The 18,443-nt window shown below is 67.6% G+C and carries 17 protein-coding genes and 2 tRNA genes; 9 read left to right on the top strand and 10 right to left on the bottom strand.

The genetic code is table 11. The features are described 5' to 3' along the window. Positions 1–507 precede the first annotated feature (507 nt). Entirely contained in the window at positions 508–2,403 is a 1,896-nt protein-coding gene (locus ABT158_RS50105; protein WP_352366394.1) for a DUF2075 domain-containing protein, read from the bottom strand. Between the two features lie 690 nt (positions 2,404–3,093). After that, a tRNA-Arg gene (locus tag ABT158_RS50100) sits at positions 3,094–3,166 on the bottom strand. Between the two features lie 1,727 nt (positions 3,167–4,893). Between ABT158_RS50100 and ABT158_RS50095 the strand changes: the two genes are divergently transcribed. Then, a complete protein-coding gene (locus ABT158_RS50095; protein ID WP_352366392.1) occupies positions 4,894–5,907 on the top strand; it encodes a D-alanyl-D-alanine carboxypeptidase family protein in 1,014 nt (337 codons plus the stop codon). Here ABT158_RS50095 and mscL read toward each other — a convergent pair. The 3 genes from mscL to ABT158_RS50080 are packed head-to-tail and all read right to left on the bottom strand — an operon-like array spanning position 5,904 to position 7,723. Beyond that, positions 5,904–6,302 carry a large conductance mechanosensitive channel protein MscL gene (gene mscL, locus ABT158_RS50090; protein ID WP_352326225.1) on the bottom strand — a complete coding sequence of 133 codons (399 nt, stop codon included), beginning with the start codon at positions 6,300–6,302 and terminating at the stop codon, positions 5,904–5,906. The two genes, ABT158_RS50095 and mscL, sit on opposite strands and share 4 nt — an antisense overlap. 33 nt (positions 6,303–6,335) lie before the next feature. Further along, positions 6,336–6,917 carry an RcpC/CpaB family pilus assembly protein gene (locus ABT158_RS50085; RefSeq protein ID WP_352366391.1) on the bottom strand — a complete coding sequence of 194 codons (582 nt, stop codon included), beginning with the start codon at positions 6,915–6,917 and terminating at the stop codon, positions 6,336–6,338. Beyond that, positions 6,914–7,723 (bottom strand): S-methyl-5'-thioadenosine phosphorylase, encoded by an 810-nt coding sequence (locus ABT158_RS50080; protein ID WP_352366389.1) that lies wholly within the window; start codon positions 7,721–7,723, stop codon positions 6,914–6,916. Before ABT158_RS50080 ends, ABT158_RS50085 begins: the two co-directional genes overlap by 4 nt. A 132-nt stretch (positions 7,724–7,855) precedes the next feature. On the opposite strand from ABT158_RS50080, the gene ABT158_RS50075 reads away from it, so the two are divergent. Further along, positions 7,856–9,823, top strand: a complete 1,968-nt coding sequence (locus ABT158_RS50075; protein WP_352366387.1) for an MFS transporter — start codon at positions 7,856–7,858, stop codon at positions 9,821–9,823. A gap of 31 nt (positions 9,824–9,854) precedes the next feature. Here ABT158_RS50075 and ABT158_RS50070 read toward each other — a convergent pair whose 3' ends face one another. The 3 genes from ABT158_RS50070 to ABT158_RS50060 all read right to left on the bottom strand — a co-directional run bounded on the left by ABT158_RS50070 (position 9,855) and on the right by ABT158_RS50060 (position 12,328). Further along, positions 9,855–10,160 carry an FmdB family zinc ribbon protein gene (locus ABT158_RS50070; protein ID WP_352366385.1) on the bottom strand — a complete coding sequence of 102 codons (306 nt, stop codon included), beginning with the start codon at positions 10,158–10,160 and terminating at the stop codon, positions 9,855–9,857. A gap of 69 nt (positions 10,161–10,229) precedes the next feature. Next, on the bottom strand, positions 10,230–11,735 hold the full coding sequence (locus ABT158_RS50065; protein WP_352366383.1) for a potassium/proton antiporter: 1,506 nt from the start codon (positions 11,733–11,735) through the stop codon (positions 10,230–10,232). 23 nt (positions 11,736–11,758) lie between these two features. Beyond that, entirely contained in the window at positions 11,759–12,328 is a 570-nt protein-coding gene (locus ABT158_RS50060) for a 5-formyltetrahydrofolate cyclo-ligase (RefSeq protein ID WP_352366381.1), read from the bottom strand. Between the two features lie 24 nt (positions 12,329–12,352). Here ABT158_RS50060 and galU point away from each other — a divergent pair, with 24 nt between their 5' ends. The 7 genes from galU (at position 12,353) to ABT158_RS50025 (ending at position 16,901) form a co-directional block, all read left to right on the top strand. Further along, the gene (gene galU / locus ABT158_RS50055) at positions 12,353–13,255 is read left to right on the top strand and encodes a UTP--glucose-1-phosphate uridylyltransferase GalU (RefSeq protein ID WP_352366379.1); all 903 of its coding nucleotides are present in this window, start codon (positions 12,353–12,355) and stop codon (positions 13,253–13,255) included. Beyond that, the gene (gene glp / locus ABT158_RS50050) at positions 13,242–14,417 is read left to right on the top strand and encodes a molybdotransferase-like divisome protein Glp (protein WP_352366377.1); all 1,176 of its coding nucleotides are present in this window, start codon (positions 13,242–13,244) and stop codon (positions 14,415–14,417) included. The genes galU and glp overlap by 14 nt, the downstream gene beginning before the upstream one ends. Positions 14,418–14,455: 38 nt before the next feature. Further along, positions 14,456–14,890, top strand: coding sequence for a cyclic pyranopterin monophosphate synthase MoaC (gene moaC / locus ABT158_RS50045; RefSeq protein WP_502911644.1), 435 nt, complete (start codon positions 14,456–14,458; stop codon positions 14,888–14,890). After that, entirely contained in the window at positions 14,887–15,366 is a 480-nt protein-coding gene (locus ABT158_RS50040) for a MogA/MoaB family molybdenum cofactor biosynthesis protein (protein WP_352366374.1), read from the top strand. The genes moaC and ABT158_RS50040 overlap by 4 nt, the downstream gene beginning before the upstream one ends. Positions 15,367–15,424: 58 nt before the next feature. Continuing rightward, positions 15,425–16,078: a GNAT family N-acetyltransferase gene (locus tag ABT158_RS50035; RefSeq protein ID WP_352366396.1), complete on the top strand. Its 654-nt coding sequence runs from the start codon at positions 15,425–15,427 to the stop codon at positions 16,076–16,078. A gap of 124 nt (positions 16,079–16,202) precedes the next feature. Next, a complete protein-coding gene (gene sepX, locus ABT158_RS50030) occupies positions 16,203–16,775 on the top strand; it encodes a divisome protein SepX/GlpR (RefSeq protein ID WP_352366372.1) in 573 nt (190 codons plus the stop codon). Between the two features lie 49 nt (positions 16,776–16,824). Further along, positions 16,825–16,901 (top strand) — tRNA-Ala (locus ABT158_RS50025). Between the two features lie 101 nt (positions 16,902–17,002). On the opposite strand, the gene ABT158_RS50020 is transcribed toward ABT158_RS50025, so the two are convergent. Both ABT158_RS50020 and ABT158_RS50015 read right to left on the bottom strand, forming a co-directional pair. Further along, positions 17,003–18,184 (bottom strand): site-specific integrase, encoded by a 1,182-nt coding sequence (locus tag ABT158_RS50020; RefSeq protein WP_352366370.1) that lies wholly within the window; start codon positions 18,182–18,184, stop codon positions 17,003–17,005. A gap of 4 nt (positions 18,185–18,188) precedes the next feature. Then, complete coding sequence (locus ABT158_RS50015; protein ID WP_347624618.1) at positions 18,189–18,341, bottom strand: CopG family ribbon-helix-helix protein; 153 nt, start codon at positions 18,339–18,341, stop codon at positions 18,189–18,191. Positions 18,342–18,443 lie beyond the last annotated feature (102 nt).

Below are 18,443 nucleotides of genomic sequence, written 5' to 3'. Positions count from 1 at the left end.
AGCCCGTCCAAGGCCGGCCACCTGTGCAAGGCCATCGCCGTCCTGCAAAATCACCGAGTCGCGCAGGCGGCGCGAGGATGAAAAACGTTCAGTGATGCTGCTGAGCACGAAAATGAGTAGTCCTTACGCTGAACTTCGTTCAGCGTAAGGACTATCTCCTGCGGGTCGCCGATCGTCCCCTTCACCTCAACATGCCAGGAGACGGCACCCATCTCTCGCCCACACAGTCGAAGCTCTCGGGACGCGAGGTGTCCGTGACTAGAGAGGCCGGTGAAGGTCTCAGGCGAACCGCGCTGTTCAGGGTGATGGCAGGGGTAAAGACCCCTGCCAGGCAGGCAGTCGGTTGCTCTCTGGTGAAGCCATCGCGGTGCAGTTCGCTTGTAGTGGTTAGGGGCCCTTGGATCAATGGACCGGATGCGTCGGCAGACCGGAACCGTCAGTCGGTGGAGGATCAAAGTTTGAAAGCAAGTGGCTGGCTAGGACGCGCTGGTACGCCATGGATGTGGATCACAGTACGGGTACGCCAAGCTCTGAGAATAAGCGGTTGGTAAACGGATCAGTCGAGTACAGGACCGCACCCGACATGCCTCTGGTTGCTAGGACTCGGTAGGTGTTACGCACCAGGTCGCCGAATCGGGGAGCGCCCTGCACTTCTCTGTCCTGATTAGCTCGGCGGTTGGCTTGCCAGTTCTGTCCTCTCCAGACCAGGTCGTTGCCGAAGATGACGCCGGCATAGTCGTACTCGAATCCCTGTGCCGTGTAGATACATCCGATCTGGCCGAATCCGGCCGGGTGCGTGGCCCAGAGGCTGGATGGAGGGATGCCGTTCCTCTCACGCTCAGCCCGAGAGTTCCAGGGCCGGTGCCAATCGCCGATTCGGACATCCTTGATAAGAGACCCGTCAGGGCGAGGGTCACTCCATGGCCAGCAGAAGCCGGCGGCGATCCGAGCGCTGCGGCCCTCTGCCTGCTTGGCCCGCAGAAACTCCTCCATTGCCTCAGGAGTACGGGCCACGTACAGCTCGAAGGACTCCAGATGCTGCCACGGTTGCGGGCCGCCTTCCCATCCCAGGCCCAGCAGTTGCTCCACCCATGTGACGTACTCGGGACAACCGCCGCATCGAAACTGGTGCTGCAGATCAATCTGCTGAACCTTGATTCCCAGGCGGGCTGCGGCATCGCGGATCAGCTGAACGGAACCCACCTCGCCCGGGCGGACGAGTTGGTGTTCATCTAGGAGGAACACTGGAACCGCAGCGGCCTCGATCAGCTCTTGTACTTGAGGTTTGCCCTGACGGCGATTGTGCTCGCCGTCCCATGTGGTGCGGCGACGGTCCGACGTCTCACGTATCCGGTGGGCTTCATCACAGATCAGGACATCAACATTGTGCGCAGTGGCGTGAGTGTAGCTGTTGAAATAGGAGAAGCTGCGGGCGGCACGTCGGTCCACCTTCTCGACGTTGTCACGCAACGTAAGAGTAAACGACTTGCTGCCGGTGGCGTGAACGGCACGAATGCCCTGCCGATTCAAGGAGCCCAGCAACTCCACGGCGATGACGCTCTTCCCTGTGCCCGGCCCACCCACGATCAGGACGACTTCTTTAGGAGCTCCTTGCTTGCTGGCGTTCACGGCTGCTTTGACATACTCGTAAGCTTCCCTCTGCTCATCGAGCAGAGGGAAGACCGACCGTCGGCACACGCTCTCGCTCACCACTGTCATCAGGCTCTCGGTCGGCAGTACCGGAGCTTCCAAAAACTCCTGCGCGTAGTGGAACGCCTTGTGAGGTGAGAGCAGGTCACGAAGTGCCCGCTTGAAGTAGTCGCGATGATCGGAGCAGAACATCCGAATCAAAGAGGAGTCGTATTCGAGACCGACACGGGCAGGACGGATAGTCGCCAAGTTCTCGCTGACAGCATTGTGCATGTTGACCAGGCAATGAACCTTCGCGGAGTTTCGTGCCAGAGGGATGTAATCGGTGAGGACTTGATGGTAGTCCCACACCTGCCTGATGGGGTGCGTGTACGGCCTTGGGTTCGTTGAGTTGGACAAGTAGACCAGCTCCGGGCTCGGCCCGGGACGGGCCCACTGCCACTGCTTGTTCTCCACGATGACCAGCGACATCCGGCCGTCTTGCGGGTGGGAACCGATCAGGACCATGTCCATCCGCACGTCGCTGATCGGAGTCTTCAGCTCGATCAGAACCTGGATGTCCCCAAGGCCCTCTTCCAACAGGAGATCAATGACGGTGGGAATACTGTTGCGCCACGATTCAGCCTCCTGTGGGTTCAGCACGCCGCCGATCAGATCGTCGTAGCCGCGCTTGAGCTCCGGGAGAAGCCTGTCTGTCGAGATAAGTGCGTCGAGTTCACTAGCGGTCGCCTGATACAGACATCGTGATGCCACGGGAGCTGCTCCTTCGCAATGGCCCTCTCCCGACTTTAGATAGGCATTGATAACGTGTCGTATCTATCCTGTCAAAACAGACAAAAATGCCCAAGATGGATGATCGAGCGCTGGAGGGAGCTGATGCCTCCTGCGATAGAAGAAACGGATTCACGGTGTGAGGATTGGTGGTGCCAACACCGCGCTCGTTGCGGCATCTGTTCGCGGCCGGCCGTGGGCTACGGTTTCCCGGTGGTGGGCGGGTGGCCCTGCGAGCGATGCTTGACGTCCGGGCGTGCTGATCGCTGTAGCTGAAGTTCTGGAGTAGTTGATGTGATCCTTGATCTGCTGCTGCTTCAGTCGGGGTAGCGGTGCTCGTCTGGGTGAAGGATTGCGAGCCGGGGTGTAGGCCGACTGACCTGCCTGTCAGCTTGCCGAGCAGCGCCACGGCGATGCCGCTGACGACCTGCTCGTAATCCGCCCCACGATGAGCACCTCGTACGTCACCTGCTGTGCGGCCAGCAGACGTCAGAGGGCGGAATTCGTTGCTGAGCTGGGGCTACGCCCTCAAGATCATCCCGCAAATCTCCCGTGATCAAGGTCTTACGGCTGCATACGGGTGCCCTCGGCGACCTATCAGGGGTCAAGAAAGCAAAAGACCTGCGGCTGAGAAACCGCAGGTCAGAAGGCGGAACGCCTGGTGGAGATGAGTGCCCCCGGCAGGATTCGAACCTGCGGCACCCGCTTTAGGAGAGCGGTGCTCTATCCCCTGAGCTACGGAGGCGGACTCTCGTAAGCCTAGCGAAAGTTGGGCAGTGCGTGGGCCGCCGGGCCGGGGTCAGTTTGGTGAGGTTGGTTATGGGTGCTCTGAGCTGCGGTAAAGGCATGGCAAGCGGTGGGATTCCGGTGCTTCGTGCGGGGCTAGCTTCTGCCTGTGACCAGGAGGCGATCCACGCAAGCTCGTAGGCGGCCCGTCGTGTTGTTCGGGGCGTTGCTGGCGCCGGCGATTCTTGCCGGCGGGCTGTTGGCGGGGGAGATGCGGGGGTTCGAGGGAGTTGGTGCCCCGGTGGGGATGGAGGAGCGGAGGGCGGTGCGGTTGGCGTTCGAGCCCGTGTGGATGCCCGCGCCTGCGCATCCTGATCGGCGGTACGAAGGGGTGATTCCGGCGCCTGTGCGGAAGGTTTCCGAGGTGTCTGAGGCGTTGGAGGTGCGGTCCTCGGTGCCTGCCCCTGCGCCGGAGCCGGATCCTGTGGATGAGGAGGAGTCGTACGCGTCTGAGGCTCCGCGGTCCTCGCCTGGGTGTGCGGGGGAGTGGGAGGACACCTGGCTGTGGGACATGTGCCGGGAGCGGGAGCAGGAGGCGGCACAGAATGCCCGCTATGCCCGCTATGGCTGGTTGTCGGGCTTGTGAAGTTGGCGAGGGACGTTGGCTGAGGAGGGGGTGGTCATGGGGTGCGGCGGCGCCCAGGCCGCCTGCGGCCAGCTAGGGCGGTGACCGTTATCCCCGAGGGGCTGGGGCTCGGGGCGGTATGGCGGCGGAAGTGGCGTGGGGGTTCGTCTTGATTGCGGGTGGGGTTTCCCGATCGGGGGGCACTGTGCTGGTGGGGCAGGGGACGTCGGCTTCGGTGGGCCCGCTGGAGGCCGTTGCGGATGGCCTGGTCACTCTTTCCGGCGGACCTGCGTGCGACTGCGCGGCTGGAGTGAAGGTGCTGAAGCCAAGGGCTGGGGTGAGGTCGGGACTGGCTCGGGGCTCGGCGACGTTGAGCGGCGTGTGGAGGACTGTAGGTCGAGTGGCGCAGCACTTGGCATGACCTCCCGTCGGGCCCAACAGACGGCGACAGGCTCAGGAGGTCTGGGGACGCTGTCGGCGGTGATCTCGGGAGGAGCTGGACGCAAGGGAGTGGGGAGCACCGTTCCTGGAGGAGGCCGAGCCGCCGGAGATCAGGCGATGGAAGGTTCCGCAAAGGCGGGTCCTCGCGACAAGGGGGACGCCGAAGGCCTCGGAGAGGTGGAAACGGGTGCTGTAGCGGACATCGGAGACGAGCCGCCGCAAGGAAGCTCAGGCGGAGTCGTGCGTAGGGATGTGCCAGGCCGGCGCGGCTGCAGGTCAGGGTGAATGCGGGGTGACGGTGTAAAGGGCGCAACGTGCATGACAGGCAGGGCTGCGGTTGGCCCGGCTGGCCAGTGTGCGCAGTCTCTCAGCCATCTCCGGGCCGCGCAGTGACAGCGCCTCAAAGGCCGCCTGAACACCGACAGAGAGGTCCACGAAAGCGCACTGTTCGGTGGCGAGATGGAGGTAGGGATGCGATGCCGCTGGTGGGGAGGGGGAGCCGTACATAGTGCGCTTTTTGTCTCATAGCAGCTCTTCGGAGTTCGGTCCGGACACTCGGGGGGCTGTAGTAACGTGCGTGCCTGACCCGGGTAACGAGTGTGCAAACGGAGGAGTCGAACGTGCCATCCCCTCGATCAGCGGGTCTGATCGCGGTCGTCATGGCGATGGCTTCTCTCTTCGTGCCATCAGCGGTTCAGGCGCAGGCGCGGACCCAGGTGGAGCGGCGGGATCCGAGCAATCTGGCGGAGCTGCGCAAGGAGGCCGAGAAGTCGGCCAAGGAGCTTGAGGACGCCACCAAGGCGCTGGAGAAGCGGCGTGCCACGATCGCGGCGTCCGAGAAGGAGCTCAAGACCAAGCTGAACGGGCTGCAGGATCTGGAGCGCAGGCTCGCGGTGATCCGGCAGCCGGTCTCGCAGCTTGCGGAGCTGCTCTACGAGCAGCCCGTCGGGGCGGACGGCGTGGTGCCGTTCCTGTCGGGGGACGCCGGCGTCGGCACCCTGCGGGCGCTCTCGGACTCGACGGAGATGGTCCGGGTGCGGCAGCAGGCCGTGGAGCAGACCAGCACCCTGTACAAGGAGGCCGAGCGGCTGGCCGCCGAGGCTCAGGAGCTGAGGGCGGGCAACCTGCTGGCCGAGGCGCAGATGGCGGCCGAGATCGACACGCTCAGGCAGCGTTCGGACAAGATCGTCAAGTCGCTCACCGCGGCGCTGGTGAAGCTGGGCATCAAGATCGACAAGGTCGGGCGGGCGGCGCTGGGCTGCAACCCCCTCCAGGCCGCCACGGCCAACAACTACCCCAACGGGCTCATCCCCAAGAGCATGCTCTGTCCGTTGCAGCAGAAGGGGTTCAGTCTGCGGGCGGACGCCACCATCGCCTTCGTCAGCCTGAACGAGGCCTACCGGAGGCGGTTCGGCAAGGCGATCTGCGTGACGGACGCCTACCGGAGCCTGGCCGAGCAGCAGTCCGTCTACTACCGGCGGCCGGGGTTCGCGGCCGTGCCGGGGCGGAGCAACCACGGTCTCGGGCTGGCTGTGGACCTGTGCGGCGGCGTGGAGCGGTTCCGGTCCACGGAGTTCGTGTGGATGGAGAAGAACTCCAAGAGGTACGGGTGGTTCCATCCCGCCTGGGCCTACAGCAGCCCGTTCGAGCCGTGGCACTGGGAGTACGACCCGAAGATCGACTCGCAGCTCTAGGCGGGCACGACCTCGGCGCTGCAGAAGGCGCAGCGGGAGGCGGCCTTCGGGATCTCCGACAGGCACTCGGGGCAGTCGCGGGTCTTGGCCTCGACCTGGGCCGCCGCGCGCTCCTTGAAATGCGTGTACGGCTTGACGACCAGGAAGTAGATCACCGCCGCGATCATCAGGAACGAGATCACCGCGTTGACGAACTTGCCGTACATGAAGTGGGACGCGCCGACGGTGACCTTCAGCGAGGAGAAGTCGGGCAGGCCGCCGAAGGCCGAGATGAGTGGGGTCAGCAGGTCGGCGACGAACGACTGCACGATCGAGTTGAAGGCCGCCCCGATGACCACCGCGACGGCCAGGTCGAGGACGTTGCCCTGCATGAGGAACTTCTTGAATCCGTTCATGGCCAAGAATCGTAGTCGAACGATTACTCTGGGTTAACTCTTGAAGGTGATGGAGAGGCGGCCCGATGCCTGGGCGCCCGCCAGCTGGGCCGCCTGGTACGGGGTCGCCGCCAGCACCACCAGCGCGCCGCCGGTACGGGAGTCGTCGGCGGGACGCGGGATGGTGATCACGCGGACGTCGTCGGCGATGAGCTGGGCCAGCTGACCGCCCTCCCCGGCGGCCAGGACGCCGACGGTCGAGCCGGGGGAGATGAGGGCGACGGCGTCGGGGTCGGCGATGCGCACGGGGGCGGCCACCGTGCCCGGCGGCAGCGGCACGGGATGGAGCAGGCGGGCGTCGGTCAGCGGCTCGCCCCGGCGCATGGGCCCGGCGAGGTAGCGGCCCGCCGCGTACGACCGGACGGCCCCGTCGGGCGGATGGGCGAGCGGCGCCGGACGGAGGTCACCGGGACGTAGAGGGCCGGGGGTGAGGTCGCGGGCGGCGACGAGGACCTCGGGGCCCGCGGCGGGACGGAGGGCGACATAGGCCGACAGGACGCCCACCGCGGCCAGGACCGCCGCGATCAGACGACGTCGCCGGGCCCACGCCCGCAGCCAGGCCGGCTGCCTGCTCACGGCAGCTCGAAGGGCAGCTTGATGCCGTCGAGGGCCGAGCCGCAGAAGCACGTGCGGTCGGTGGGCAGGGCCTGGACGGTCTCGGCGATCAGCGTGCGCATGCGGGTGACGTTGCGGGCGAAGAACTCCAGCACCTCGTCGTGGGTCACGCCCTGACCTGCCTCAACCCCGGCGTCGTGGTCGGTCACCAGGGAGAGCGAGGTGTAGCACAGGGCAAGCTCGCGGGCCAGCACCGACTCGGGATAGCCGGTCATGCCCACGATCGACCACCCGTTGGCGGCGAACCACTGGGACTCGGCCCGGCTGGAGAAGCGGGGGCCCTCGATGACCACCAGCGTGCCGCCGTCGACGACGTCGCCCCAGCCGGTGGAGCGGGCCGTGGCCACGGCCGCGGCTCTGCCGGACGGGCAGTAGGGGTCGGCGAAGGAGACGTGGACGGCCCCCGAGACGTCGTAGTACGTCTGCGGCCGGCCCGAGGTGCGGTCGACGATCTGGTCGGGCACGACGATGGCGCCGGGGCCGTACTCGGCCTTGAGCGAACCGACGGCGCTGGGGGCGAGCACCTGGGTCACGCCGAGCGAGCGCAGCGCCCACAGGTTGGCGCGGTAGGGGATGCGGTGGGGAGGGAAGCGGTGATCCCGGCCGTGCCGGGGGATGAACGCGACCGAACGCGAGCCGATGCGGCCGACGGTGACGACGTCGCTGGGCGGCCCGTAGGGGGTGGAGAGCTCGATCTCCTCCGCGTCGTCGAGCAGGGAGTAGAAGCCCGAGCCGCCGAGGACGCCGATGTCTGCGCGAGTGACCATGGCGCCGAGAGTAGCCGGACGGCCGAGGGCCGCGAGAACGCCGAACGCCGTTCTGTGGACAACCGCATCCGCGTAATCACACCGCCTGAACGCGGAGCGTACGCACACCAGTACGAAGAGTAGGATCGCCGCATGCGGCAAAAAGGGCTGGGCCTCATCATCCTCGCGCTGATGCTCGGCATGCTGCTGGCCTCTCTCGACCAGACCATAGTCTCCACGGCCCTGCCGACGATCGTGAGCGACCTGGGCGGGCTGGAGCAGCTCTCCTGGGTGGTGACGGGCTACATGCTCGCCTCGACCGTCTCCACGCCGTTGTGGGGCAAACTGGGCGACCAGTACGGCCGCAAAAAGCTCTTCATCGCCGCGATCATCATCTTCCTCCTCGGATCGGCCCTGTGCGGGCTGAGCCGGAACATGGGGGAGCTGATCGGGTTCCGGTCGATCCAGGGGCTGGGCGGCGGCGGGCTCATGGTGCTCGCGCAGGCGATCGTGGGCGACGTGGTCTCGGCCCGCGAACGAGGGCGCTACCAGGGCTTCTTCGGCGCCGTCTTCGCCGTCAGCAGCATCGTGGGGCCGCTGCTCGGCGGGCTGTTCGTCGACCATCTGTCCTGGCACTGGGTGTTCTACGTCAACCTGCCCCTGGGCGCGATCGCCCTGGGCGTGATCGCGGCGGCCCTGCCCGGCGACGACACGCGCACCAGCCATCGCATCGACTACGCCGGGGTGGTGCTGCTCGGCGGCGCGACCTCGTGCCTGGTGCTCATCACGACGTGGGGCGGCACCACCTATCCCTGGGCAAGCCCGGTCATCGCCGGGCTGGCGCTGGGGGCGGCGGCACTGGTCGCGGCGTGGGTGGCCGTCGAGCGGCGGGCCGCCGAGCCGGTGCTGCCGCTGGGGCTGTTCCGGGTGCGGGCGTTCGCGATGTCGTCCGCGGTGGGGTTCGTGGTGGGGTTCGCGATGTTCGGGGCGCTCACGTACCTGCCGCTGTTCCTGCAGGTCGTGCATGGGGTGAGTCCCACATTGTCCGGCGTGTACCTGCTGCCGATGATGGCCGGGATGCTCACGATGTCGATCGTCAGCGGGCTGGTGATCTCGAAGACCGGCAGATACCGCTTCCTGCCCATCGCGGGCACGGCCGTGGCGACGGTGGGGCTGTTCCTGCTGTCCGGGCTGAGCGAGCGCAGCAGTCTGCTGACGATGGGCGGCTATCTGCTGGTGCTCGGCGTCGGGCTGGGGATGACCATGCAGGTGCTGGTGATCGTCGTGCAGAACGCCGTCGACTTCAAGGACCTCGGCGTGGCCACGTCGGGGGCGACGTTCTTCCGGTCGATCGGCGGGTCCTTCGGGGTCGCCACGCTGGGGGCGGTCTTCACCGGCACGCTCAACGGCGACCTGCGTGAGGTGCTGGCCAGGGCCCGGTTGCCGGCGGGGTTCGACCCGTCCAGGATCCAGCGCGACCCGACCGTCATCCAGCGGCTGCCTCCCGCGCTGGCCGGTCAGTTCCTCCATGTGTACGCCGACGCCATCGCCACCGTCTTCCGGGTGGCCGCGCCGGTGATGTTCGGCGCGTTCGCGCTGAGCTGGTTCATCCCGCAGACGCGGCTCAGGGAGACCACCAAGGCGGCGGACCTGGGAGAGGGGCTGGGCGCCACGTCGGCCGAGCGGTCGTCGCTGGAGGAGGTCGAACGGGGGCTCATGCGGCTGGCCGACGCCGACCTGCGCAGGGGCTACTACGAAAGGCTGGGGGCCCTGGCCGGGCTGGGCGGCCTCGCGCCGCAAGGGGTGTGGGTGCTCGCCAGGCTCAACGGCAAGGGCTGGGTCGGCGCGGGCGAGCTGGCCGAGTGCGCCAAGGTGAGCAGGGCGCGCGGACGGCCCCACGTCGACCGGCTGGTGGACGAGGGGCTGGTGGAGCGTTCCGAGGACGGCGAGCGGCTGCGGCTCACGCCGAAGGGGGACCGGGCGGCCCTGGGGCTCGTGCGCTGCTCACGCGAGGGGCTGAGCAGCCTCGTGGCCGACTGGGGGCCCGATCCACAGCTGACGCGGCTCGTCGATCGCATCGCGCCGGAACTGCTCGGCGCGTACGCCGACCGGCCTCGATGAGGCCCCCGCCCGTGCGGGCGGGGTGACGCGCCTAGTTGGAAGCCGCGGCGGGCGCCGGCGCCGGGGTGGACGACGACGAGGACGACGCGGACGACGACTCGCTCGACTTGCTCTCGGCCGGCTTCGACGGGGTGGTCGAAGAGGCGGAGGATGTCGAGGACGAGCGGTTGTCGGTGCGGTAGAAGCCCGAACCCTTGAACACGATGCCGACGGCGGAGAACACCTTCCGCAGGTTGCCCTGACAGTTGGGGCACACCGTCAGCGCATCGTCGGTGAACTTCTGCACGACTTCGAGCTGCTCGCCGCAGTCGTTGCAGGCGTACTGGTAGGTCGGCACGCGCTCCTCCTTATACGTTCTGGCACTCGAGCGATGCGACTGCTAATGCTAACCGATTGGGCCAAACACCTATTCCAACCCCCGCTCCCCGTACCAACCGGCCAGCTTGCCGCTGCGGCTCACCGCGCGCAGGCGGCGTTCGACCTGGTCACGGCAGGCGGCCGTGGTGACCACCAGGAGCTGGTCGTCGGCCCGGACGCGGGTGCTGTTGTCCGGCACGAACGATTTGCCGTCGCGGACCACGAGCGTGACGGCCGCTCCGGCGGGCAGGCGCAGCTCGAAGACCTCCACGCCGTGCAGCCGCGACCCGACGGGCACCTTGACCTGGAGCAGGTCCGCCTTGAGCTCCTCCAGCGGCGCGGACTCCACCTCCAGGTCGTGCGCCTCGCCCGGGGCGCTCACCCCGAGCAGCCGGGCCGCGTACGGCAGTGTGGGCCCCTGCAGCAGCGTGAACACGATCACGATCACGAAGACCTGGTTGAAGATCTCCTTCGAGCCCTGCACGCCGGACGCCCACGGGATGGTGGCCAGCACGATGGGGATCGCGCCGCGCAGCCCCGCCCACGACAGGAACGCCTGGTCGCGCCAGCTCACCCGATCCAGCCGCAACGCCCGCGCCACGGTCGAGCTGACCAGCACCGACAGCGGGCGGGCCACCATCACGAGCACGGACCCGGCGATCACGCCCGGCACGATGGCCGACGGCAGCTCCTTGGGGCTGGCCAGCAGGCCGAGCATGACGAACAGCCCGATCTGCGCCAGCCACGCCGCACCCTCGGCGAACCCTCTGGTCGCGGCGCGGTGCGGCAGGCGTGAATTGCCCAGGATGAGGGCCGTGAGGTAGACGGCCAGGAAGCCGGAGCCGTGCAGCAGCACCGCGCCGCCGTACGAGACGAAGGTGAGGGCGAGCACGGCGATCGGGTAGAGGCCGGAGGCGGGGAGGGCGACGCGGCGCAGCGCGTACGCGCCCGCCGGTCCGACCGCGAGGCCAACGGCCGCGCCGATGACCAGCTCGATCGCCGTCTCCAGCAGGAACGTTCCCACGGACGCCGGCCGCCGGGACGCCCCGCTGAGCAGCACGACGGCGATGACCGTGGGGGCGTCGTTGAATCCGGACTCCGCCTCCAGAACCCCCGCCAGCCGGGTCGGGAGCGGCAACCTGCGCAGCACCGAGAAGACGGCGGCCGCGTCCGTCGAGGCCAGCACGGCGCCGAGGACGAGCGCCGCGGTCGGATCCATGCCGAGCAGCCCCTGGACGGCCAGCGCCACGACCACGATGCTCACCGTCACGCCGACGGTGGCCAGGATCAGGGCGAGGGGCACCGATTTGCGGACGTGCGACCAGGTCGTGGTCAGACCGCCCTCGGCCAGGATCACCGCCAGCGCGATCAGGCCGATCTGCTGGACGGCCTGCGGGCTCTCCAGCTTGGCGCCGAACCCCGAGGCCCCCAGGACCAGGCCGAGCGCCAGGAAGAGGAGAAGACTGGGCAGACCGCTGCGATGTGCGATGCGTACGGACGCGATGGCCGCGATGACAATTCCGGCGCCGATCAGGAGCCAGACATCAAGCGTCATCCAGCCCCCTCTCGTCCCTTCGGTCACATAAGCCTAGTGAGTCCGCGCGGCGTCATCGCAAAACGGACCCGGTGGTCGTGCGGCTCGGCGGGCACGTCGTCGATCAGCTCGCCGTCGTGCAGCAGGGCCACCGTGGGCACGTTGGGCCCCACCCTGGCCAGCGCGCGGTCGTACGAACCGCCGCCGCGTCCGAGCCGCACCCCCGTGCGGCGGTCGACCGCGAGGGCGGGCACGATCACCAGCGCGGCCGTGCGGACGGCGTCGACGCCCCGGCGCGTGTCGACCGGTTCCATGATGCCGAAGCGGCCAGGCGCGAGCGTGTCCGGCCCGTCGTAGACCGCCCAATCCAGGTCATTGTCCTCTTTCAGCACCGGAAGGATCACCGTCGCGCCGTGTTTCCACAGAGCGAACACGAGACCGTGCGTTTCCGGCTCCGACCCCGCCGACCAGTAGCAGGCCACCAGACCGGCCATCTGGACCCACGGCTGTTCGAGCAGCGTCTCGCGGACCTTGGTGGCGTTTGCCCGCAGTTGTTCGGGGGACAGAGCGGTACGCGCCGCGAGCAGTCGGCGACGCAGGTTCAGCTTGTCCACAGGTACCTCCACTAGGGTCTACTCATGGCTGACTTCGACCCTGTGACGAAAGCCGTCGTGCCCGCCGCGGGTCTGGGCACCCGGTTCCTCCCGGCGACCAAGGCGACACCCAAAGAGATGTTGCCCATCGTCGACAAGCCCGCGATCCAGTATGTCGTCGAGGAGGCGGCCTCCGCCGGGCTCCTCGACGTCCTCATGGTCACCGGCAAGAACAAGCGGTCCATCGAAGATCACTTCGACCGCGCGTTCGAGCTGGAAGAGGCCCTGGAGGCCAAGGGCGACGAGCAACGGTTGTCCCAGGTCCGCGAGCCCGCCTCGCTCGCCACGCTGCACTACGTGCGGCAGGGCGAGCCGAAGGGGCTGGGGCACGCGGTGCTGTGCGCCAAGCAGCACGTCGGCGACCACCCGTTCGCCTGCCTGCTCGGTGACGACCTGATCGACTACCGCGACCACCTGCTCAAGCGCATGATCGAGGTGCGTGACACGTTCGGCGGCAGCGTGGTGGCGCTGATGGAGGTGCCGAGGGAGCAGGTCTCGCTCTACGGCGTGGCCACCATCGCCGGCACCGTCGAGGACGACGTCGTGCGCGTGACCGACCTGGTGGAGAAGCCGCCGGTGGACGAGGCGCCCTCCACGTGGGCGGTCATCGGGCGATACGTGCTCGATCCCGCCATTTTCGAGGTCCTGGAGAACACCCCACCGGGGCGCGGCAACGAGATCCAGCTCACCGACGCGCTGCGCACGCTGGCCGGCCGCGGCACCGAGCAGGGCGGGCCGGTGCACGGCGTGCTGTTCCGCGGGCGGCGGTACGACACCGGCGACAAGCTCGACTATCTGCGCACGGTGGTGAAGTTCGCCGCCGATCGCGAGGATCTGGCGCCGGAGTTCGTGCCGTGGCTGCGGGAGTTCCTCGATGAGATCGGTTGACGCGCATCTGGCCGAGATCCTGGCCACTGTGCGTCCGCTGGCGCCTCTGGAGCTGGAGCTGGAGCGGGCGCTAGGCACCACGCTGGCCGAGGACGTCTCCTCGCCGGTGCCGCTGCCGCCGTTCGACAACTCCGCGATGGACGGCTACGCGGTCAGGGCCGAGGACGTCCCCGGCACGCTGCCGGTGATCGACGACGTCGCCGCCGGCTCCGACGAGCTGCGGGCGGTGGGCCCCGGGCATGCCGTCCGTATCATGACCGGGGCGCCGATGCCGGCCGGGGCGGACTCCGTCGTGCCGGTGGAGTGGACGGACGGCGGCACGGTCTCCGTCCGGATCAATCGGGATGTCCCGGTCGGTAACGCGATTCGCCGGGCGGGTGAGGACGTCCAGGCGGGCGAGGTGGTGCTCAAGGCCGGCGCGGTGATCGGGCCGGCCCAGCTCGGGATCATCGCCGGTGTGGGCCGGCGGCGCGTGTGGGTGCGTCCGCAGCCGCGCGTCGTCGTCATCTCGACCGGCGCCGAGCTGGTCGAGCCGGGGGCGCCGCTGAACCGCGGGCAGATCTGGGACTCCAACAGCTTCACCCTGACGGCCGCGGTCCGCGAGGCGGGCGCCGAGGGGTTCCGCGCGGGGTCCGTCGGCGACGATCCCGCCGTGCTGCTCGACCAGCTCGACACCCATCTGGTGCGCGCCGACGCGATCATCACCAGCGGCGGGGTCTCCATGGGGGCCTACGAGCCCGTCAAGGAGGCGCTGTCGCCGCTCGGCACGGTCCGGTTCGAGAAGGTCGCGATGCAGCCCGGCATGCCGCAGGGGTTCGGCGTCCTGGGCGACGACCGGGTGCCGATCTTCGCCTTGCCGGGCAACCCGGTGTCCTCCTTCGTGTCGTTCATGCTGTTCGTCCGCCCCGCGCTCGACAAGATGCGCGGCCTGCCCACCGACACGGCTCCGGTGACCGCCTACGTCACCGCGGCGCTGCGCTCGCCGTCAGGCCGGCGCTCGTACCTGCGCGGCGTGCTGTCCTCCGACGGCACGGTCGCGCCGGTCCACGGGCAGGGCTCCCACCAGCTCGCGGCCCTGGCCTCGGCCAACGCGCTGATCGTGGTGCCGGAGGACGTGACCGAGGTGCCCGGCGGGTCCGAGGTGGAGGTGATCCGGATTTGAGCGAGTTCACGCACATCGACGAGACGGGCGCGGCGCGCATGGTCGACGTCTCGGCCAAGGACGTCTCCGTCCGTACCGCGACGGCGACCGGGCGGGTGCTGCTGTCGTCCGAGGTCGTGGCGCTGCTGCGGTCGGGCGAGGTGCCCAAGGGCGACGCGCTGGGGGTGGCCAGGATCGCCGGGATCATGGGGGCGAAACGCACACCCGACCTCGTCCCGCTCTGCCATCCGATCGCGTTGCACGGCGTCAAGGTCGTGCTCGACGTCGAGGACCGGGGCGTGGCGATCACCGCCCGGGTGAAGACGGCCGACCGCACCGGGGTGGAGATGGAGGCGCTGACCGCCGTCACCGTGGCCGCGCTGACGTTGATCGACATGGTCAAGGCGGTCGATCCGGCCGCCGTGATCACCGATGTCCGGGTGGAGGAGAAGGTGGGCGGCAAGACCGGTCTGTGGACCAGGGAAGCCACGTGATCAGGGCGCTCGTGGTGACCGTGTCGAACCGGGCGTCCGCTGGGATTTATGCCGACAAGTCAGGGCCGTTGCTGGCCGAGCTGCTGGCGTCCGACGCCGGCTGCGAGGTCTCGGGGCCTGTGCTCGTCCCCGACGGCGAGGCGGTCGAGGCGGCGCTGCGGGACGGCGTCGCGCAGGGGTACGACGTGATCGTCACCACCGGCGGCACCGGGCTCACGCCCCTCGACCTGACGCCGGAGATGACCGCCCGCGTGATCACCAGGGAAATTCCCGGTATAGCGGAGGCCATTCGCCTGGCGAATCGCGACAAGGTGCCCACGTCGGTCCTGTCCCGGGGGCTGGCCGGTCAGGCGGGTGACACGTTGATCGTGAATCTGCCCGGCTCGTCCGGGGGCGTCCGGGATGGGGTGGCGGTGCTCGCGCCCGTCCTGCGGCACGCCGTCGAGCAGATGAAGGGCGGCGACCACCCCCGCTGACCAGGTTTCGGTCTGCCGATCGATGATCCGTGGCGACATCGAGCCCGATGGGGGGATGATGAGAGGCGTGGATCGACTTCGTGGCTGGCCGGCGATTCTGAACGAAGGCCCGGTAGGCCTGCGGCCGCTGCGGCTGAGCGACGTACGCGTCTGGCGCGAGACCAGGTTGCGCAACGCCGACTGGCTGCGTCCCTGGGAACCGAGCAACCCCGAGACCCCCCTGTTCAGGACGGGGCTCGGCCCGTACATCTCCATGGTCGGCACCCTGCGCCGCGAGGCCAGGCAGGGGCTGGCGCTGCCCTGGGTGGTCACCTACGGCGGCCGCTTCGCGGGGCAGCTCACCGTGGGGGCCATCGTGTGGGGATCTGCCCGTTCCGCCCAGGTGGGTTACTGGGTGGACGGCGCGCTGGCCGGGCGGGCCATCATCCCCACCGCCCTGGCCCTGGCCGTCGATCATTGCTTTTTCACCACCGGATTGCATCGGCTAGAGGCGAACATCCGTCCTGAGAACCAGGCCAGCCGTAGGGTGGTGGAGAAGCTCGGGTTCAGGGAAGAAGGCATTCGGCGTCGCCAACTCCACATCGACGGGGCCTGGCGCGACCACATCTGCTACGCGCTGACCGTCGAGGACGTCCCCGGCGGCCTGCTCGTACAGTGGCGGCGCGCCCGTGAGGCGGCCGCTCACGGCGGTTCTCCGATCGAAGAGGTTTGACGATCTCGCGACACACCGCACCGAATGCTCGTCAATCAGTGACACACGGTCTTACGGTGCGTGACGTGAGCACAATGAAGGCGCGACGAGCACAGACGCGCTTTCGTGCTGCCCGGAGGTGGTCGTGAGCAGCGCCTTCCTCTATGTCGCCATTGTGGTGATGTGGCTGTGCGTCCTGATCCCGATGTGGTTGCGCCGGGACAAGACGAACCTCCAGGAGCTGGCCGAACTCGAAGAGCACTACACCGGCGAGCACGCCCTGCCCGACCTGGACAACCTCGACGCCACCCTCGGCGACGAGGACGCGCCGGAGGGCGAGAAGGTCGATGTCCGGCAGTTCCGGCTTCGGCGTAGGGCGATCATCGTAGCGCGCCGCCGGAGGTTGTTGTTCTTCACCGCGCTGCTCGTCATCGCCTCGGTGGTCACGGCCGGGGTCGAGATGATCCCGTGGTGGGGTGTGGCGCCGTCCGTGGTCGTCATGCTGTCGTACATGGCCTTTCTGCGGATCGCCGTACAGGTCGATCGCGAACGCCGCGAGCGGGCGCTCCAGGCGCGCTCTGAGCGGCTGCGACGGGCCCGCGAGCGGCGCCGGGCGGCGGCCGAGGTGGAGGCCGAGGTGATCGACCTGACCGCGCTGCACGCCGACGTCCTGTTCGACCAGTACGCCGAACCACCCAGACGGGCGGTGGGGGACTGAGCGGATGGCGCGAGGACCCTTGGGAGTTTGCTAATCTGGTCGAGTCCTTGGGGATGTAGCGCAGTCCGGTAGCGCACTTCGTTCGCATCGAAGGGGTCAGGGGTTCGAATCCCCTCATCTCCACCAGGAAGATGCAGGTGAGAAGGGTCTTTGGAGTAATCCAGGGGCCCTTTTCTCATGTCTGGAAGTCGATGGGAGCCAATCGGGGAGCCATCTCACTCGGATTCTCAACCCGTGGGCTTCTCGCCGAAGATGGTGTTCATGGTCTGGGCACCCTTGGTGATCACTGGCCGTAGCTGGTGCCGGTAGACCGCTTCTGTGACGCTGGTGCCCGCGTGTCCGACGAGATCGGCGATGGTCTCGATCGGTACGCCCTGGTCACTCATGATGGAGACGAACGAGTGACGGAGTTCTCTGGGACTCCAGGTGGTGCCGAGTCCCGCTCGATTGGTGATCCTGCGGAATGCCCGCCGTACGTTCGATGCGTCGAGTGGGGTTCCGACGCTTGTGCAGAAGAGCAGGTTGTGGTCTTGCCATGCCTCGCCGGCCTTGAGCTTCTGGGCGGCTTGGCGGGTGTGGTGCTGCTTGAGTGCTTGAGCTGCCATGGTGGGCAGTTCCAGCGTTCGGCGTGACTTGCGGGTCTTGGTGTCTCCTCCTACTCGGTCGGCTCGCCACACGTAGATGGCGAACTTCTTGTGCTTGAAGCCGGCCTCGGTGACTGGATGCCACTGCTTGAGGCTCGGGATCCAGGCCACGACGTGATCCCACCGCAGTGCGCGGGCTTCTTCGGTACGGATGCCCGTCGTGAGGCTCAGCACCACGTAAGCGTGGAGTTCGGAGAACTCGGCGGCCTTGAGTACGGCCTCTGCTTGCTGTCGGGTGAGTGCCTTACTGGGGCGTCCGTTCGTGCCCTTGGGCGTGGTGACCAGCTCGGCGACGTTCCTAAGCACCATGTCACGGGCTTGGGCTTGCCGGATGGCTCGCTTCAATACGCCGTGGATCTCGCGCAAGGTGGTAGTGGCTAGTTCTTCGGCGAGTTGGTCCAGCCACGCGTCCACGTGGTCGGCACGTAGCTGCTTGAGCTTGATCTTCCCTAGGTTCGGGATGACGTGCGTTTCAGCGAGGATGCGGAGCTTACTTACGGTGTTCTCGGATCGGCCCTTGAGACCTTTGGTGAGCCAGTCGTTGACGGCATCGCGCACGGTGTAGGTCTCCGATGCGCTGACGCCTGCCTCAAGGTCTTTGACCGCCTTGATCAGCTTGTCCTTGACCGCTGTCTTGGTCTTGGCCTTGCGCTTGAGGCGCTGGCGTCTGCCGTCCGGGCCGAACCCGAGGGAGATGGCTCCCGTGTAGCCCTCTCCCTCGGGATAGATGGTCGCTTCGTACTTGCCGATCAGGATCTTGGCCAAGGGATCACCCCTTCTCGTGACGGTTGAGGTACTCCTCGATCGCCTTCCTGATCACCCACGACACATCTCGCTCCTGCGACTCGGCGTACCTGCGGAGACGGTCTTTCAGCTCCGTGTCCACCCGTACGGGAGGCAGGGTTGTTCGGTCGCTCGTCATAGACGGCTTCCTAATCAGTTCTGGGAGTAAGCCATCCGGCAGACTCCTTGGTGGTAGCCGCCGGCAGGTGAGCACTCCGGTTTCCTGGACGGTGAGTCCTGA

The organism is Nonomuraea sp. NPDC001636 (genome assembly GCF_040298265.1).
In the GTDB taxonomy this organism is placed as follows: domain Bacteria; phylum Actinomycetota; class Actinomycetes; order Streptosporangiales; family Streptosporangiaceae; genus Nonomuraea.
Note: the sequence above shows the minus strand (reverse complement) of the source record. Positions and strands in the feature narration are given on the sequence as shown.

Bases quoted from the DNA above. Each gene is read 5' to 3' on its own strand.
- ABT158_RS50065 (WP_352366383.1), bottom strand. From the start codon at position 11,735: ATGACGCTTGATGTCTGGCTCCTGATCGGCGCCGGAATTGTCATCGCG.
- ABT158_RS50035 (WP_352366396.1), top strand. From the start codon at position 15,425: ATGAGAGGCGTGGATCGACTTCGTGGCTGGCCGGCGATTCTGAACGAA.
- ABT158_RS50080 (WP_352366389.1), bottom strand. From the start codon at position 7,723: ATGGTCACTCGCGCAGACATCGGCGTCCTCGGCGGCTCGGGCTTCTAC.
- ABT158_RS50015 (WP_347624618.1), bottom strand. From the start codon at position 18,341: ATGACGAGCGACCGAACAACCCTGCCTCCCGTACGGGTGGACACGGAG.
- mscL (WP_352326225.1), bottom strand. From the start codon at position 6,302: ATGAACGGATTCAAGAAGTTCCTCATGCAGGGCAACGTCCTCGACCTG.
- moaC (WP_502911644.1), top strand. From the start codon at position 14,456: ATGGTCGACGTCTCGGCCAAGGACGTCTCCGTCCGTACCGCGACGGCG.
- ABT158_RS50075 (WP_352366387.1), top strand. From the start codon at position 7,856: ATGCGGCAAAAAGGGCTGGGCCTCATCATCCTCGCGCTGATGCTCGGC.
- glp (WP_352366377.1), top strand. From the start codon at position 13,242: ATGAGATCGGTTGACGCGCATCTGGCCGAGATCCTGGCCACTGTGCGT.
- galU (WP_352366379.1), top strand. From the start codon at position 12,353: ATGGCTGACTTCGACCCTGTGACGAAAGCCGTCGTGCCCGCCGCGGGT.